Genomic DNA, 16,912 nt, shown 5'->3' with positions numbered 1-16,912 from the left:
CCGACCTGGAGGTCACAATCTTCGGACGCGTGGAAATGGGAAGCCAATAGTCGGGCAATATTCCAATTTGCATTGGTAGCGCGAGGCTGACATCCGGCGTTTGATCTACTGAGTCTTCGTCAGCCTCCTTCGAGGTATTGCCGTCCCATACCGGATTGGTCCACATGAACGCCCTGCGTCGCCTTTGGAAAGGGGACCTGCCGCTGCGGCAGGCGTTCTGGAACTGGGCGGTGGCCGGCGGAATTGCGGTCAACGTGCTCACGTCAATTTTCTTTCTGGCACTGATCATGGGCGATCGTATTGTAGCGGCCTTTGTCGTCGGTTACGCACTTACAGTACCCTACAATATCCTCGCAACGGTCGGCGTCTGGCGATCGGCCGCACGTTACGAGGGCGAGCGCCATTGGGCCGGCCTCGCACGCATCGGTACGGTTGCCGGAATGATCCTGTTAAGTGTCATCTGATCGATGACCATTCCCGAACGCCACCTTGTTAAATAAGCCCCACGGTAAATGGGCTCTGCATTAATCGTGTCTCAGTGCTGCAACAGCCGTTCTGTTCCTCATTAGGAACAGCAAATATGACTCCACAGTCCTTATTGCGGAGATCAGTATCCAAATGTCGGGCAGGCGGATCGAGCGTTTTTATAACGGATTGTTTAACCCCGAAGGTCGCAGCGCGAAAATGCCTGCGACCTCTTTTCGCTCGGACTCAGACCAAATATGAACTGAAGAATGGCCTATTTGATCTTTGCCCGCGACGGTGCAAGCCGCATTGTATTGAAGCGAGATAGTCGGGACGGAGCCGAAAAGAAAGCACGCGAGCTAAGGGACCTAGGCTGGTTCGATGTGCAGATACAAGAAGCCGCGCCAGCCCGAGCGACAGCCCCAAAGGACTCGGACGGCAATTGAGGTCCGCGATCAAGACGGGCCGCAGCCTCCAGGTCAAGCTTACCTAGGAGTCGATCTGCTTAGGCAGGTCATTAATCGAAGTCCAACAAAAAAATCGAAGTCCAACAAAAAGGCCCGCTGAAGGACGGCCTAAAGTTACCTCTTGATGTGCCATCACGGGGTGGTTGGTAGAATTTAGCGCTTGTCTCTGACGGATTGATTGCGGCCGTGCTATTGACGCTTCTCGCTCTTTGGCATGCTGCGCAATAGCTGTCTTTTCCGCTCGTCGCGATCCCGTTTGAGAAACTCGCGCTCGCGATGCTCGAAGGCCGCGAGTTCAATCTTGGCCGCTTCTAGAAAGCGGTCCCGTGGTGTCTCCGCCAATTGACCATTTCCTGTCATCTACGCACCCGTCTAGGGCCCCAAGCCACCATAGACAATCAATGGAACCGGGGAAAGTGCCGTCAGGTTTTGATGGCAGGCGACCGGGTCTGCACTGGCGTCGAAACGCGAATGCTTTCAGGCCAATCGCAACGCCAATTGGCGCTTATCAACCTGTCATGGCGTTCCACGAAGTCACAGAGCGAAGACGGTAGCTGCAAATCGCAGCGTCGGCGCAGCTTGTGGGCCACATCCTCTGCAACCTCTTCCGATCAGCATTCTGCGGTGTTGAAAGCGACCACGCGGATCGGTCCCGGATGCTTCGAGACGACGAGCTCGATGAGTGTTGCCCCGCCAGGAGATCTCGGATCACCGTGTCTAGGTCGGTCGCTGTGACGCCTTGCGAACGTCGAGACATGCCGTGGCTTCTAGCGGCCCTTGCCATTGTCGTCGTTGTTATCATTGGTGGCGCCGTTTTTGATTTGCGCTGAATGATGTCGCAAAAGTTTAATCTATCTAAGCGCTACCGACTGGGATGATCTTAGCGAGGTGGTTCGCGTCAGCAATGATTTGAGCTCTTCTCATCAAAGAATTGCGCCCTCAGCCTTGCTGTAATTGCAAGGCCATGTCTTCGAGTTCTTTTGCCCTTTGTACAGCACGTTCAGGGCGGGGCGGGCGTCGGCGACGCGAGTTTGCCTTTACTTGCTCCGCCAAGGCATCGCCGTGCTTTTTTCGTCGTCAAACCGGCTCGACGATTTGCTGGAATGGATCGTCGCGAAGAGAAGGGCGCCGAAGGCGCCTCCGTGTTCGAGCCTGACCAGAGCCGACGCCATTCCTAGCCATCGAGTAACCGTCAGCGCAGACTCCAGCAACTCATCTCATCTCGGTCCACATTCCGTTTTGGAGCGCTCCTGCTCCAGAGCTTCCATACCGTTTCGATGCAGCCAAAGAAGCCCCCTTGCGAGCTGGCGTAGATCGTTTCGACTCGGTCCAATGGGCTGCCGTCTTGCGCGACGAAGAGCGTCCGCAGCTTGCTTTTCCAACGGCGACAATTCCTGGTGTGCCGGCATCACCTGATCTACCTTCGATCAAACCGCCCCCGCTTCAGCTACACCGCTCGGGCACACAGTTTTGTGAAATGGCTCAAAGAAAAGAGCAGCCTAAATTGGTCAGCTCAGCCCTCTGTCGACTGTCTTCTTTGCGACGATTGTGTTGAAAAACGCGACAGTTGAAGCCGAAGGAGATCGCTGACTCATTCTGTCTGTGTGGGCGGGAGACTTGAATTGATGATGGGTCCGCGGCAGGTCGATCAGGAGGCGCTGTTCTACGATTTCTCACTTGAACGACATGTCCCGGCCGCTCACTTGCTGTGGGCGATCGACCGGGGTCGTCGATTTGTCCGAGTTCGGAGCCACTTGGCGCCATTTTACAGCTCAACTGGCTTTCGATTGATCCCGAACTGCTCGTCCGGATGCCGCTGGTTGGCTACTGCTACGGCACTCGTTCCGAACGGCGGTTGTGCGAGGAGGTATACCTGAATGTTGCCTACCGCTGGTTCTGTCGGCTCGGGCTGGGCGGCGAGGTGCCGGACCACTCGATTTCCCCCAAAAATAGGCATGGCCGCTTCCGTGATTGCGATTTGCTGCGCAAACTGTTCGAGCCGTGGTCCGCCGCTGCATGGCAGAAGGGTTGGTCGACGGGGCGGCTTTTGCGGTCGATGCCAGCCTGATTGCCGCTGATGCCAACAAGCAGCCTTCTGCTGCTGGTTCTGATGAGGTTGACTGGAAGACCATTGCCGGGATGCGTCGATCCGTCCGGGAGTATCTCGACACTCTGGATGAGGCTGCCTGGGGCGCGGCGAGCGAAACGGTACCGAAGTTCATCTCGAAGTCGGATCCGGCCGCGCAATGTCCCGAGCGCCTGGCCGCAGACAGTGCCTACGGGTCAGCCGAGATGCTGGGCTGGTTGGTCAACGCGCGCGCAATCGAGCCGGACATTCCCGTGTTCGACAAGTCGGCCAGGCCGATGGGACGTTCTCGCGGGAAGACTTCGCCTACGATCAACAAAACGACGTTTACATCAGCCCGGCTGGCAAGGTGCTGACCTCCACGAGGACCCTGGTGAATGATGGGGCATGACCTGCCACTGAATTTTCATCCAGCAGCGGTTAGAGTCTCGGGGTTTTGTACGCCAAGTGGCGCGGGTGGAGCAACGGACGATCGGCGGAGCTGGTCGGGGTTGCGCAGCCGATCGTCCGTTGCGGTGAGGTGGGCGGCATAGACCGCGGGGGTCAGGTATTTCAGCGACGAGTGAGGCCGCCGGATATTGTAGTCGGCGACCCAGTTGGCGATCTTGGCGCGGGCGTCATCCAGATCGAAGAACAGGGTCTCGTTGAGCAGTTCATCGCGCATCCGGCCATTAAAACTCTCGATGAAGCCGTTCTGCATCGGCTTTCCCGGCGCGATAAAGTGCCAATCGATGACCGTCTCCTTGCTCCAGGCGAGCATGGCGTTGCAGGTGAACTCGGTGCCATGGTCGGACACGATCATTTCTGGCTTGCCGCGTCGCTCGACGATTGCCGTCAGTTCGCGGGCGACGCGCCGTCCTGAGATCGACGTCTCCGGAATGGCGCCCAGGCATTCCTTAGTGACGTCGTCGACGATGTTGAGAATGCGGAAGCGCCGGCCGTTGGCGAACTGGTCGTGGACGAAGTCCAGCGACCAGCGCGCGTTGGGCCTCGCCTCGATCAGGATCGGGGCACGGGTCCCCACAGCTTTGCGCCGAGCCCGCCGCTTGCGGACGGTGAGCCCTTCCTCGCGATAAATCCGGTAGATCCGATTGATCCCCGAGGGCTCTCCCTCCCGTCGCAGCAGGACGAATAGCCGGCGGTAGCCGAACCGCCGCCGCTCGTTGGCGAGATCGCGCAACCGGCCGCGCAGAGCCGCGTCCGCAGGGCGGCTGGAGCGATAACGGATCAACTTCCGATCCGCGCCCACGATCGAGCAGGCCCGCCGTTCCGACAGGCTCATGACGGCCTGCAGATGCGCGACCGCAGCGCGCTTGGCGGCGGGCCCTACCATTTTTTTGAAAGCAGCTCGCGAAGGGCGGCCGCGTCGAGCATCTGCTCGGCCAGAAGCTTCTTCAGCTTCGCGTTCTCCTCTTCCAAGGCCCTCAGCCGTTTCGCCTCGGAAACGTCCATGCCGCCGAATTTGGCCTTCCAATTGTAGATCGTTGCTTCGGAGATCCCATGCTTGCGAGCCAGGTCAGCTGTCTTCGCCCCAGCCTCATGCTCCTTCAATACCGCGATAATCTGCTCTTCCGTGAACCTTGCTCGCTTCATCTGTCCGTCCTTCTTCGGGCCGGACTCTAACTCCTTCTGGAGGAAATACTCAGTGGCAGGTCAGGCAGCACTGCTCTATCGTGCCGTCAAACATGATTGCGACGCCTGCGAGCTTAAGCATAGTTGCTGTCCAAAGATGCCCGCCCGCAAGGTCTCACGTTCAATCCACAAAAACGTCGGGACCTTGCGCGCTAAATCGCCAAGACTGATGCCTATGTCACGTCCCGGCGCGAACGGAAGAAGATCGAGATGCTCTTTGCGCACCTCAAGCGCATCCTGCGCCTCGACTGTCTCAGGTTAAGAGGCCCGTTGGGCGCTCGAGACGAGTACCTCTTTGCTGCCACCGCCCAGAACCTCCGGAAGCTCGCAAAGTTGGTCCCCATCCCCGCGCTCCACCCGCTTAGGCGCAGTCAAGCACCCCGTGCGCCGGTCGCATTGTCCGATCCAAAATCGCCAGTTCGCGGACTTCTTCAACACAATCCGACGCAAGCGTTCACAAGCGATGCAGCATGAGATCGGTGTAACAGGGATTCTGCAATGTGAGCGTGGCTCCTTGTGCCCGAGAAGACGCCACTTTCGCCCGCAACACAGCGGGATCGCTATCCTTCGGACTTTGCCCGTGCTGCTTTAAGGAACATTGAAGGTTGGAATTCGTTCAGATATGATCAAGACAGCGCGCCATGAGGATTATGCGTTTTGGTCCTCAGGACTCCAGAGCGACTTTCAAGCGAGCTTTCTCTAGACGATGCCTGAGTGCAGTGAGCCTATTAGCTAACTCACTCAGTTCGTGAAGACCGAAATCACCAAAAACAAAATCATCGAGTGCTTCCTGTTGTGCAGCGACGCTAGCGAGATGCTTGTAAGTCTTGTCCGTCAGTGACATCTGGACGACCCGGGCGTCGCTTGTGGAGGGCCTACGCCGCAGGAAGCCCTTCTTCTCCAGCAGCTTTGATTGGGTCGTGATGAATGAAGGGTCCACGTGCATAAATTTCGACACCACGTTGACCGGAACACCGTTTTCTCTGTCCAACTCCGTCAAGGCCATCAAGATCATCCACTGTGGCCCAGTAATGCCAAGTACATCGGCCCGGAATTGGCGAAGTTCCTCCAGACATAAATTGATCGATCTTATGTCCCACATGAATCGCCGGACCACCTCCTGACTCTCAGCAGAGCTACTGTCGACCGCTCGTGCTGGGCTGCGTAAATCCTGAGGCATCGTATGTCAGCAGTTCATCCTTTGGGTCGTGTCCCTACCTCAGATTAAAAATACGGACAATGCTGTCCGCGCGAACCCACAGCGCGCTCAGATCGTTCGGGCACTCGGCGAACTCCGGATCACCTTGGCGTCACTGAAATCGAAAACCGCCGCGGTGGCGGGTTGCCGCAAGCAAGAATGGACAATTCGGTGTGGTGAAATCGGTCGAAAAAAGCGCGGGACCGGAGAATTTGAGCGCCGACGCGGGACACATTGCATTGATCAGTATCGATATCTCGTTACTATGCAGGGTCAAGCGTAACCCTGTTTCACCAGCCCGACTGTCTTGGGTGTCGGCAAAGACAATCGCGCGGTCAAACCCATCTCAATTCGGCGAAGCGGCATCGGAGTGGGACATGGCTAGGTATTTCTACCGCGATGGGGCATCTATGCTGAGGCGTTGTTTCAGCGCAGCAAGCGCGATAAGCAGGAAAGGATCTGCCTGCAGTACAGCCTGATGCGGCTCGGAAGCGAACTGAGGCGGTCCGAGCACTGGTCCAGCGCAGCGGACCAGCCTGTCCGGCATGGAAACGATGCGGCTGAAACCGTCGCCGAGCTGATGTAAGTCCATCTGGGATGGCAAGACAATCTTGCTCAGTGCCGCAACCTTTGGATTTGGCGCTGTGCATTGAGCGGGCAGCCAAGCGCTCGGCATCACGGTTGAGCACAACGCGCTGCCGCTCGATCAGGCACCGTTCTCGCTCCATGCACGCCCGCAAGACGTCCACGTTGTCGTGGGTGTGAGAATCGGAATCACCAAAGCCATTGACCTGGCGTGGGGCGTGAAGGGGGTCGAATTTTTGAGTAAGTCGTTTCCAGTTTTAGTTGAGATCCACTTCACATTGCAACGACGCACAGCAACAATCGCAAGATCAACTTTATTCTGTCACAACACGCTCACGTTGAGCGCGTATCTGCGGCGTGCTGCATCGCTGCGCGCGAGTGGAATGCTCTGCTGCGTTGAATACGCGGAACACGCAGACCGCGTCTGGCGCAAGCAACCGGGTCACCAGGCAGCAAGAGAAACTGCGAAAGAAGAAAGAGGAGCTGTACGATGGCCGGCGTGTTTCCTGTTCAAGGGTTTGGGTTCCTCTCCAACTATAATGGTGCATTCGTCGCCAGTTCCGCGCTGGCCGCGATGCAGGCGATCTCGGGCACCAATGCAAACTCGATCGAGCTCGCGCCGCGGCTCTTCATGCAAACCAGGACGTCGAATGACGTCTTCGCCGATCCCAACAAGACCGAGAGCGACGCCAATATTCTTAAGGCCATGGCAAATGCGCAGGCGCTCGGCCTTTCGGTCACGCTGAAGCCCATGGTCTCGGCCCTCGATGGCTCGCTTGCATACGTGCTCAATCCGAGCGATCCCGCCGCTTTCTTTGCTTCCTACAAGAGCCACATGGTTCATATGGCGGAACTCGCCGAACAAGCAGGCGTCAGCATGTTTGTGATCGGCAATGAGCTGGGCAAACTCTCCGGACCCCAATATCGAAGCTACTGGGTCGACCTCATCGATTCCGTACGCGCCGTGTTCCACGGCGAGATCACCTATGCGGCCGCAACCGACGAAGCCATCAATGTCAGCTTTTGGGACCAGGTTGATGTCATCGGCATCAATGCCTATCCGCCGCTGACGACGACAACCGATCCGACCGTCGAGGAGATGGTCAATGCGTGGAACAGCATGTCCACGGACGACTACTGGGCGAAGGTGATGAATCACATGTCGCCGGTCGATTTCTTCCATTCCCTTGCCTTGCAGTACGACAAGCAGGTGTTCTTCACCGAAACCGGCTACCGCAGCCTCGACGGAACCAATATCAGCCCGGGCGGCTGGGCCGAAGGCACGACGCAGGATGTGCAGGAGCAATACGATGCCTTCAACGCCTTCTTTCAGGTGTGGGGATCCGAAGGCGGAAGCTGGTTCAGGGGCGCGTCGATCTGGAACTGGGACACGAACAACAAATACTCGCCGATCGGCTACTCGCCCCAAGGCAAGCCTGCGCAGGAGTTGATTACCCAATGGTATGGAGGTCAGCACCAGCCGCCCGGCCAGACGCTAACGGGTTCTCCATCCGCCGATTTGATGGATGTCGGCGGCGGCAATGACGTGCTGTCGGGCGGGGTCGGCAACGACACGATCAAGGCAGGCGGCGGCGACGACACCATTACCGGCGGCCCCGATACGATTCCGAAACTCACGGAAACATCAGTCACGGTGACGGGCTACAGCTCGGTCGTCGACGGCATCGGCGCCAAAATGCAGCTCCTCATCAACGGGCAGCAGATCGGCAGCACGGTCGAATTCCGCGGCGCGACCGATCCATCGGGTTTCCAGACTTTCACATTTACATTCGCCAACCCGGCTACCGTCTCCAGCCTCGATCTCGCCTTCATCAACGATATCGCCAACGCCAATGGCGACCGCAACCTTTACATCAAGGACATCACCGTCAACGGCGAGCACCTTGCCGTGTCGGAAGGGGTCAATCCGAGTTCGCCGGGGACGTGGAACCTCTACCAGAACAAGTCCATCCACTACGACATGACCGGCCGCCAGGACCTGTTCTTCGGGTCATCGACGGACAATGACAGTCTCGACGGAGGAATAGGTAAGGACGTGATTAACGGCGGCGCCGGGACAGACACGATCCAGGGCGGCGCGGGCAACGACAGCATCAATGGTGGTCCCGGTGCGGATGTGATCCGCGGCGGGGCAGACGACGACACCATCAACAGCGGCGCCGGCATCACCACGGCGACCGATCAGCTCTATGGCGACGACGGCAACGACGTCATCAAGGCCAGCACCGGCGATACCGGCGCCCTGCTCGACGGCGGCAGCGGCAAAGACCAGCTCTATGGCGGCTGGGTAGCCAATGTCCTGAATGGCGGTGACGGCAATGATTATCTCTCCGGCGGCGGCGGACTGGATACGATGCACGGCAACGCCGGCGACGACCAGCTCAAAGGCGGCCCGGCGGCAACCCAAATGTTTGGAGATGACGGCAACGACAGCTTGCACGGCGGCACCGGCAGCGAGTTCCTGTATGGCGGCAGCGGCAACGACCGGCTCATCGGCGGTGGCGGAAACGATTATCTGGCCGGCGGCACCGGCAACGATACGTTCGTGTTCGCCCCCGGCCTCGGCAAGGACACCGTCGCCGATTTCCAGAACACCGATGGCGTGCAGGATATCATTCAGTTCAGCAAAACCGTGTTTGCCGACTTCAGCGCGCTGCAATCGCACATGGCCGAGGTTGGCACCAGCGTCGTGATCACCTTAGACGCTAACAGCACGATTGAGGTCAAGAATACGACCGTGGATCAGCTCCACGCGAGCGATTTCTTGTTCATCTGAAGGGGAGACTGCAGGCTGGGGCAAAGGCGCGTCTTCAAGCCGTGCCACCATCTTCGTCCAAGTCGCGCCTTGCAAACCCAGCCGAAGGCCTGAGCAAGTGGGGCTGTGGACATGCCGCTGCGCTTGGACAACGCAAGCGTGTTGCTTGCATGCCCACAGCAGGAGCAGCAGCAAAAAAATCGGTCCTTCACGCCGCGATTCAAGATTGACCATGCGGCTTCGCCGATGCCAGAAACGAGCCAGTCAGAACGCCTCGCGCCCCGGGCGACATCAAATCGGAATGGTGGGCGAGATCAGCTCGGAATCCCGGGCGAGATCAAATCGGTACACCCAGGCGAGATCATCGGAATCCGCATCTACCCCGATGCAACGCCGCCGCTCCAACCAACCGCCCGGTTCAAGCGACGCAAGCGGTGACCCGAACGAGCCCGTCAGGGCGCCACGCCGATTTCCAGCGTCTCCAGGCAGCCATCAGCGCTCAAAGTCGGCCACGCGTTGTGCGCGGCATTCGGGGCACTGAAGGCCGACCAATGAACTACAACAGCTTCCGTAGTCCCCCGGATTGATAGGGCGGAATTTCTGAATACGTTCGCGCGAATGCTGCTCACCGCTTCTGTCGATGGCAGGGCGATTGGAAGTGATTAGCAGGGGCCGCCAACGATTTAGGAATCGCGTTGGCGGCCCACTACCATCAGGACCCACATCCTATATCTCTCGGCCGCGACCGATTCCGGTCGAAGGTTAAGGCAGGGGACATGATCACCGCTATACTTACCAACTACAGCAAGAGCGTCCGATGACGAACGGCGGATTTTTCACAGTGGCGGCAATCGTCGCTGTTGGAGCTTGGGTCTTGTGGCCCAAGCCGGCCGCCTTCGCCCAGAAGGACGTCGACAAGATCAAGGAAGACATCCGGACTGAGTTTAGCAAGCGTGACGGTCTCAAGGTGATCGACGTTCAATTGATCCGAGAGAACGATCGAAAGCTGGTCGGCTTTGTGAAGCTGGAGATCGAGGCCTTGGCGGAACTGAAAAGCCTCGGCGGCCTCTTCCACGGCACCATGATAAAGGAATGCACGGCCTCGATGGACGAGAACTGGCAGACTCTTTGGTCCTGCCGATAAGTGCCTGAAATGTCTCCAGCGCAACGCCGGGAAAGCTATGACTGAGACCAATACACGCCGGACGGCAAGCCGATGATCCGGCAAGAAGTGATCGACGAAAAGGCCGAAAGAGTGAAGCGCGTCATTTGGCATCCGCCGGCCGACGATCTGCGCAGCCTCTTGAATCCAGAACCAAAGCTCGCGTCAGCAAAATCTGGAATGAGGCTGTCGGCAGCATTGTCGGGCGCCAGATCGCTGAAAAAGAGATCGCATTCTGTCGTGACTTCGCCGCGCTCTTCCTATGACCAGGGCAGAAATGCGCCCTCACGTCGAGCGGTTGGTCGCCGAGCATGACTTCTACTATAGCGCCGACGACATCATGGCCATGGTGGAAGCCGTCGATCCACCTGACCCGATTAACGGTCTCAGGTTCGCTTACTGTTCAAAAGCAACGCGGCGCCGTATTGGCACGATGCCGCGTTTGCTCACACGAGCAGTGGGCCGGCGGCACCGCCGCCGGGCGCCTCTGGCGCGTATTCAGCGGCCATAATGCGACCACCCCTGATTACCTCCCGGCTTTTCCTGATGATGGCGGACGATTACAGCGCCACCGAAAGGGACTCGCTGGTCAAGGCATTCACGCAAAAAGCAGGAGGATCAGTCCGCCGCTAAGGGCGGCCAGCCAGACTAGCGAGACCACGAATGGGACGTCGTGACGGGTCATGCTCATCAGCCCAGCGAAAGGCCGCCGATCGTAGATCCAGCGGCCCCCGGGTTACAATCGATTACAAAGTATGAATTAGCCTCCCCGGATTTTCGAGGTTACGCCGCACGATCTTCATTGCCTTCACATATGTTAAGATTAGAGAAAAAGTGGCAACATGGACCGATGTCGCCCATGACGGGGCCATTTAGGGATTCGGTGGATCGTGGCAATGGCCCTGCACTTCAGCCGCGTTGCTCCCGCGACAGAGGAGCTGGAGATATGGAGCGCGAGCGAGCGCGGCTTCTCATTTGTAATCAGTAACGAGAGTACCAGCGGTCCTGGACTTCACGGGCGGCCCGGCTTTGTAGCCTCTTGGCGCCCCGTCAATATCAACAGGCCTGCGATCAGAGTCGGTGGATCACCCTTTCAGACGTTTGCCGAAGCCGAGAAGGCCTGTGAAGCCATGTTGGCGCACCTTACCAGATAGCTTCGAGATTCGGGATCTGGCCTAGGCCTTGCCCCGCCCAGCCGCGTCGGGTTGGATATCCCGGGACGCGGAGATGCCAGAGCGTTCATCAGGCTGGGGCCGATGAGTTCGACGAGCCGAGCCCGTTGCCGGACGGCAGGGAAACTACGACCTGCGCGACGCCGCAAACTACATCACCGGTTTGCCGAAGGATGAGGCCGAACTGCCGGAATGGTAGGCGGCCATTGAGGCGCTGATCCTGGTTTGCGGGTGGGGCGGGCTCACGATGTTCGCACGGATCGGCATCATGCGGGCATTGAACCGCAACCACATTCGCGAATACAACCCAAGGGCAAAGAGCCACGTTGGGCACGCGCAAGCTTTCAATGTGAGGATGGTCAAATGAGAACAGTCTGGATTTATGTCGACACCAGTAAGCAGGTCGGCGACGCAGATCATCTTAGGGTGTTTGCGACGCGCGAGGTCGCTGATGCTTGGCTAGAAGAGTACGATCGGGAAGGCGTCGCGTTTGAATACCCGGTGATCATCGGCGAAGTTCGTACACCGAGCCTGTGATCTCCGGACGGCGTTGAGTTTTGGAATAATCGGCCCGGCTGAAATGTGTAATCTCTATTCGATCACGTCCAACCAGAAGCCATTCGCGCGCTGTTCCGACGTGATCAACCGCTATGTTGGCAACCTACCGCCGATGCCAGGTGTGTTCCCGGACTATCCGGCTCCGGTGATCCGGAATGCCGACGAAGAGCGCGAAATTGCGATGATGCGGTGGGGCATGCCGCCACCACCGCGCACTGGCGGTCCGCCGGTCACGAACATCCGCAACACGTCATCGCCACACTGGCGCATGTGGCTCAAGCCGGAGAACAGATGCCCGGTCCCGGTCAACGGCTTTGCTGAGTATGCCTCCGAGCCGAATCCGGAGACGAACAAAAAGGACGTCGTCTGGTTCGCACTCAACGACGACCGGCCGCTGTTCGCGTTCGGGGGCATCTGGACCGAGTTCAAGGGCGACCGAGGCATCAAGTCAAAGCCGATTCCGGGTCCACACCTTGTCTACGGCTTCCTCACCACTGAGGCGAACGCAGTTGTTGCGCCGATCTATCCGAAGGCGATGCCAGTGATCCTTACGACCGATGAAGAACGCGACGTCTGGATGCGCGCGCCATGGGACGAGGCGAAGGTCCTGCAACGCCCGTTGCCGGATGATGCGCTCAAGATCTTCATGCGCGGCGCGGATAAGGAAGATCGGGCGGCGGCATAGCCTGCGCCGGAACGGAAATCGCAAATTTCGCGGATGAAATCATCACAGGCCGGTTTAGGACCGCTTTCTATAACGGCGTCACGATCTCGCACAATCGCGGTAGGAGCTTCGGCCGCTTAAGGAACATGTGCTTCGGACGGTGACCCGCCTGCGCCGTAATCCCGAATGGTCGCTCGCAATCCTAAAGCATGAGAAATCAAAAGGGATATCTTGAAATGGATCCCCGGGCTGGAGCCATCGGTGCGAGATAAGTATTTGATATTGTTGCGGAACAATGCGAAGGCCGTTCGCCGTACCCCGAGTTGATACCCCGCTTTTCGATTGCTTTGGCCCCGAAAAAATCTTTCGTGATCTTGCCGGTTGTCCACCACGTTGGGTATCGGCTCCTGTCTGCCAAGACAGCTGAGGCACATCACCCCGAGAGGAATGGCAGGTCGTGGGTTTGGAAAACCCGTTTTCCGCAAATTTAGTCGTTCGTCTCATTTACACGGCTTTGACATTTCCGAAGTTTAGTTCCTAACGTCAATGCTGGGTTGAAGAGTCGACATCCGTATAAATACGGATGCGGGGGCGTCGGAAGTGCAAGCAATCGAGAAGGTGCGAAGCGTAGCTTCGCAAACGCTGGGTCGGCTTCATACCGTGACCCAGATCGCCATAGTCATCGTCGCCTGCATTCTCGTGGGCGGGTTGTTTTTTTGGCTCTGCAATGAGCTTGTCTATTACTATCTTGCCCGCAGTTACGCCGAAGAGCTTGCGGACGCCTACGATCTAAATCGCGGTATTACGCGAGCAATCCTTTGGGCGAGCTTTGCAGCTATCGCCGTTTGTGCCGGCTTTTTGTTTTCTTTTTCGAAACAGAAGCGCCGAATTGGGTATGCGGGTCTCCTTTCGCTCATCATCGGACATTCGCTTTTGTTGGGAAGGATCGAAACGAACTTTTCGAAAAGCGGAGCCGAAAAATGCTACGTGATGACCCGTACAAGCATCAAGACGCTCAATCGCGTTGGCATTGATCCTGAAACTGGTCGTGAATGCCGCCCGCTCACGCCCCAAATTGTCGAGAAGATAGCGGAGTATAGAAGCGGTCACCGGCCGAAGCAGATCACTTCTACTGACCCGACGTTTTTCGATCCGACGACCGGTGAGCCGGTCGTGTGGTACTCCAAAAACACGCGCGATGAGATCGAATTATTCAATTTGATGGGATTTCATCCGCAAACTGGTGAGGAGCTAATTCCAATCACCCGACCGATCGTTGACACTTGGAAGCAACAGGCCGCAAAGATAATCCGACGAGTACCGGTTCGCGTTGATGATCCTGAGAAGTTTGGGTTCTTTGATCCCACCACTGGATCGGCCAAAGTTTGGTACTGGCGCAGCGCAAACGGAGAATATGAATTTTACGACGGCCCCGGCTTTCATCCTCGATCCGGCGATCAATTCCAGATCGTCACTCGCGACGTCATCGCGGAATGGCGCCAGCAGCAGGAGGATGTTGCAGCGAAGAAGAGGGCGGAGCAGGAGCAACGGGAGAAGGAAGCCCGGGAACGCGCCGAACGTGAAGCGCAGCAGGCAAGAGAAGTCGCCGAGCGCGAACGGCTTGCAAGGGAAGCTGCTGCTGAAGCTTTGCGACAACAGCAGCAAAGCGCGAACGAATGCGATCGGCTAGCGGCAAATCCTACTGACGCGAGGAAGATCGGGGAGGGTGTATCCTTCGATCTCTTGAAGCGCCAAGCTGATCAAGCGTTCGATGCGTGCGTGCGCGCGACGCAGACCTTCCCATCCGAGCTTCGGTATCAGTATCAGCTTGGCCGCGCGGCGCAGTTCAAGGACAAGAAGCAGGCGTTCGATATCTTCACGCGGCTGGTCCAAGCAAACTATGCGGCTGCCTTCGATAACCTCGGTGGCATGTATCTTTATGACCGCAAGGATGCTGCCAGCGCTATTCAGTTGTTTAAGCGCGGTAGCGCGCTGGATGATGCCGACTCAATGGTTAGTCTTGTCGATTTGATCGAATAGGGATTGGTGCAAACTCCCGATCCAGAGCAAACGAAGCTAGCTCTCTTGAACCGTGCAGCGCAGTTGGGGCATTCGGGAGCTCAAAGAGGGTACGAACTCGAACTACAAAAGGTCAATCAGGCTCGCATCAATCGAGTTAATCAGCAGCAGATGATGCAGCTGTTTGGAACGTTCGTTCAAGGTGTAGCTAGACGGTAAAAAGGGGACCAAAGCATGCGCAAAGCTGGTGGGATTGTGGCGCTTATAGCTGGAATATTCGGGATTTTTGCAGCCGGAATTACACTTTTAGTAGGTGGTGTGGGCTCGGCGGTTCAGGCAAATGACGCCCAGTTAGTTGTTGGCCTTGGCTGGGGTGGGGTCGGCTTTTCATTCTTGGTTATCGTGCTCGGGGCCGTCGCAATGGGCTCCAACAGTCGTATCCCCGGGATGCTTTTGGTACTCGCGTCTATTGCTGGAGCCATCCTAGGTGGCACGTTAGTCGCAATATTTATGTTACTCGCCTTCATCGGTGGCGTGCTTGCCACAATCGGGGGTGGCCGCGCGGCGGCTCAGTCAGCTTGAAACGAACGCTTGAGGTAGTCTTTTGGTGCGTAGTCGTACTGATCGGCGTCCCCGTATTCGCGGCTTTGATTTACACAATTTTGCCAAAGCAAAGCGGTGTTGACGGAGCTACTGTAGCCTCGGATGCAAGATTAGCTTCGGAAAACGCTTCCGACCTTGCACCGACAGGCGAGCTTGCCGAAATGTTTTCGTTCTTTTCAAATGCCACCCAAATTCAGCGAGACGAAAAAGAGCGCGAGATCAAGGGCAAAATCGTTCGATGGAGGTTACCAGTCTATAACGTCTCCGAGCGCCACGGTTACTATGTAGTACAAACCAAATCGCGTCCCGGCCTCGTTAGCACCTTCTGCTATGTGAGGCTCTCCGATGACGCAGCCAAGCAATACGTCTTGTCTCTCAAGGAGAATGACTTAATCACGTGTAAGGGGCAAATTGCCGGGACATCAATGCGCTCTATAGAGATACGTCCGGCCGTGTTGCAGTAGCGTATTCAAACTTTCAGCGAGCTGTTAGCTCGGGCTTTGAAGCGTCATCGTTTTCTGGGTGGACTATCAGTGCGTGCCGCAATGGGTCGAGGATGTCAGGCTCTCTAAACCGCTTCAGGTGAACGGATTTGCCTTCTCGGCCAAATCGCCCCTTGCGCAGTGCCCTTTAGATCTCCTCGTCCGTGAGGTAATCCCTTGACCTACAGCTGCGTGGAATTTCGGTGTGCCGGCGGTGCTGTGAAGCGACGTGGACGTCAAGACGTCCATTGCCGTCCTCAAACAGGTGGATATAAACAAGCGAGCACGGCTGCTGCGATCACCTCGTGAACAGCGGACAAGCCATGGAGGTCGCAGAACTCACAGAGGAACTGAAGCAGTTTCCGGGGGATTTGCCGGTTGTGAAGAGCTACGAGGCCGGGCTGGTATGCCCGACCAACTGGGCGTCGACCCCATAAGGCGGGGTCGATTGGAATCGAACCGACGAAGTAACCGCTTTCCGTCAGCGTCATGCTCACGATGCCGAAAAGGTCGCCCTATTGCAGGACCGGGCAAGTATCGAAACCGGAACGGCAAGCGTTCTACCACTGAGCTACTGGGATTTCTCCCGAGTTGGATTCGAACCAGCGACCTCTCGCTCCCAAAGCGAAGTAAACCTTCTTCAGCACCGATCCCGCAATAGGGCCGTAGTCGCCTGGCAAGTGTCTGGTTCGGACGACGCGGCGTCAGGCGCATTACTGGTATGATGGCTGAAGTATCCGAACCAATCAGTGCAGGCGATTTCTTGACTCACACCGCTGATCGCTTCGACAATGACGCTCGAACTTAGTCAACGGATGTTTTGGTGAAGGCGGTCGGACTCGAACCGACAATATCCCACAACCGGCGGGACAGCCGCTACCCTGCGCCTGAAATTGGCCCTCCCGGCAGGACCCGAGCCTGCATACCTTCGCGTTCGTAGAGCGCTGCTCATCCGGTTGAGCTACGGGAAGACGTCGGCACTGCCAGCCGGACTCGAACCGGCGTCGACCGGCTGATCCCCTGTGCTACGGGCGATACAGTCG

Annotated in this window: 11 protein-coding genes, 1 tRNA gene and 4 pseudogenes; 12 read left to right on the top strand and 4 right to left on the bottom strand. The window is 57.5% G+C overall.

Features of this window, described 5'->3' with window-relative positions:
* The first annotated feature begins 164 nt into the window (after positions 1 to 164).
* Both LMTR13_RS23945 and LMTR13_RS39550 read left to right on the top strand, forming a co-directional pair.
* A complete protein-coding gene (locus tag LMTR13_RS23945; protein ID WP_065729964.1) occupies positions 165 to 464 on the top strand; it encodes a hypothetical protein in 300 nt (99 codons plus the stop codon).
* Positions 465 to 2,557: 2,093 nt separating this feature from the next.
* Positions 2,558 to 3,373 (top strand): annotated as a pseudogene (locus LMTR13_RS39550) (transposase); the annotation flags it as partial.
* Between the two features lie 51 nt (positions 3,374 to 3,424).
* On the opposite strand, the gene LMTR13_RS23935 reads toward LMTR13_RS39550, so the two are convergent.
* The gene (locus LMTR13_RS23935) at positions 3,425 to 4,492 is read right to left on the bottom strand and encodes an IS3 family transposase (RefSeq protein WP_236843067.1); all 1,068 of its coding nucleotides are present in this window, start codon (positions 4,490 to 4,492) and stop codon (positions 3,425 to 3,427) included.
* A pseudogene (locus tag LMTR13_RS42665) lies at positions 4,459 to 4,611 on the bottom strand (transposase); the annotation flags it as partial. The pseudogene LMTR13_RS42665 and the gene LMTR13_RS23935, both read right to left, overlap by 34 nt.
* Here LMTR13_RS42665 and LMTR13_RS42660 point away from each other — a divergent pair.
* Positions 4,607 to 5,004: pseudogene (locus tag LMTR13_RS42660) on the top strand (transposase); the annotation flags it as partial. The pseudogenes LMTR13_RS42665 and LMTR13_RS42660 sit on opposite strands and share 5 nt — an antisense overlap.
* Positions 5,005 to 5,314: 310 nt before the next feature.
* On the opposite strand, the gene LMTR13_RS23925 reads toward LMTR13_RS42660, so the two are convergent.
* Positions 5,315 to 5,656, bottom strand: coding sequence for a MarR family winged helix-turn-helix transcriptional regulator (locus tag LMTR13_RS23925; protein WP_335622036.1), 342 nt, complete (start codon positions 5,654 to 5,656; stop codon positions 5,315 to 5,317).
* Between the two features lie 851 nt (positions 5,657 to 6,507).
* Here LMTR13_RS23925 and LMTR13_RS42655 point away from each other — a divergent pair.
* The 9 genes and pseudogenes from LMTR13_RS42655 to LMTR13_RS40965 all read left to right on the top strand — a co-directional run.
* Positions 6,508 to 6,687, top strand: a pseudogene (locus LMTR13_RS42655) (DNA-3-methyladenine glycosylase); the annotation flags it as partial.
* A 236-nt stretch (positions 6,688 to 6,923) separates the two neighbouring features.
* Positions 6,924 to 9,230, top strand: a complete 2,307-nt coding sequence (locus LMTR13_RS23920) for a glycoside hydrolase family 113 (RefSeq protein ID WP_065729961.1) — start codon at positions 6,924 to 6,926, stop codon at positions 9,228 to 9,230.
* Positions 9,231 to 9,341: 111 nt separating this feature from the next.
* Positions 9,342 to 9,647 carry a hypothetical protein gene (locus LMTR13_RS23915; RefSeq protein WP_065729960.1) on the top strand — a complete coding sequence of 102 codons (306 nt, stop codon included), beginning with the start codon at positions 9,342 to 9,344 and terminating at the stop codon, positions 9,645 to 9,647.
* Positions 9,648 to 10,026: 379 nt separating this feature from the next.
* A complete protein-coding gene (locus tag LMTR13_RS23910) occupies positions 10,027 to 10,353 on the top strand; it encodes a hypothetical protein (RefSeq protein ID WP_065729959.1) in 327 nt (108 codons plus the stop codon).
* Positions 10,354 to 11,906: 1,553 nt separating this feature from the next.
* A complete protein-coding gene (locus LMTR13_RS41820; RefSeq protein WP_197520893.1) occupies positions 11,907 to 12,080 on the top strand; it encodes a hypothetical protein in 174 nt (57 codons plus the stop codon).
* Positions 12,081 to 12,123: 43 nt separating this feature from the next.
* Positions 12,124 to 12,786 (top strand): SOS response-associated peptidase, encoded by a 663-nt coding sequence (locus LMTR13_RS23895; RefSeq protein WP_065729956.1) that lies wholly within the window; start codon positions 12,124 to 12,126, stop codon positions 12,784 to 12,786.
* A 639-nt stretch (positions 12,787 to 13,425) separates the two neighbouring features.
* Positions 13,426 to 14,805, top strand: a complete 1,380-nt coding sequence (locus tag LMTR13_RS41815; protein ID WP_197520892.1) for an SEL1-like repeat protein — start codon at positions 13,426 to 13,428, stop codon at positions 14,803 to 14,805.
* Positions 14,806 to 15,018: 213 nt separating this feature from the next.
* Complete coding sequence (locus LMTR13_RS23885) at positions 15,019 to 15,366, top strand: hypothetical protein (protein WP_065729954.1); 348 nt, start codon at positions 15,019 to 15,021, stop codon at positions 15,364 to 15,366.
* A complete protein-coding gene (locus LMTR13_RS40965; protein WP_156795739.1) occupies positions 15,363 to 15,851 on the top strand; it encodes a hypothetical protein in 489 nt (162 codons plus the stop codon). Before LMTR13_RS23885 ends, LMTR13_RS40965 begins: the two co-directional genes overlap by 4 nt.
* Positions 15,852 to 16,763: 912 nt before the next feature.
* On the opposite strand, the gene LMTR13_RS23875 is transcribed toward LMTR13_RS40965, so the two are convergent.
* A tRNA-Arg gene (locus LMTR13_RS23875) sits at positions 16,764 to 16,840 on the bottom strand.
* Positions 16,841 to 16,912 lie beyond the last annotated feature (72 nt).

This window comes from Bradyrhizobium icense (genome assembly GCF_001693385.1).
GTDB classification, from domain to species: domain Bacteria; phylum Pseudomonadota; class Alphaproteobacteria; order Rhizobiales; family Xanthobacteraceae; genus Bradyrhizobium; species Bradyrhizobium icense.
The sequence above is the reverse complement of the archived record's forward strand: the minus strand, read 5'-3'. Positions and strand labels throughout refer to the sequence as shown.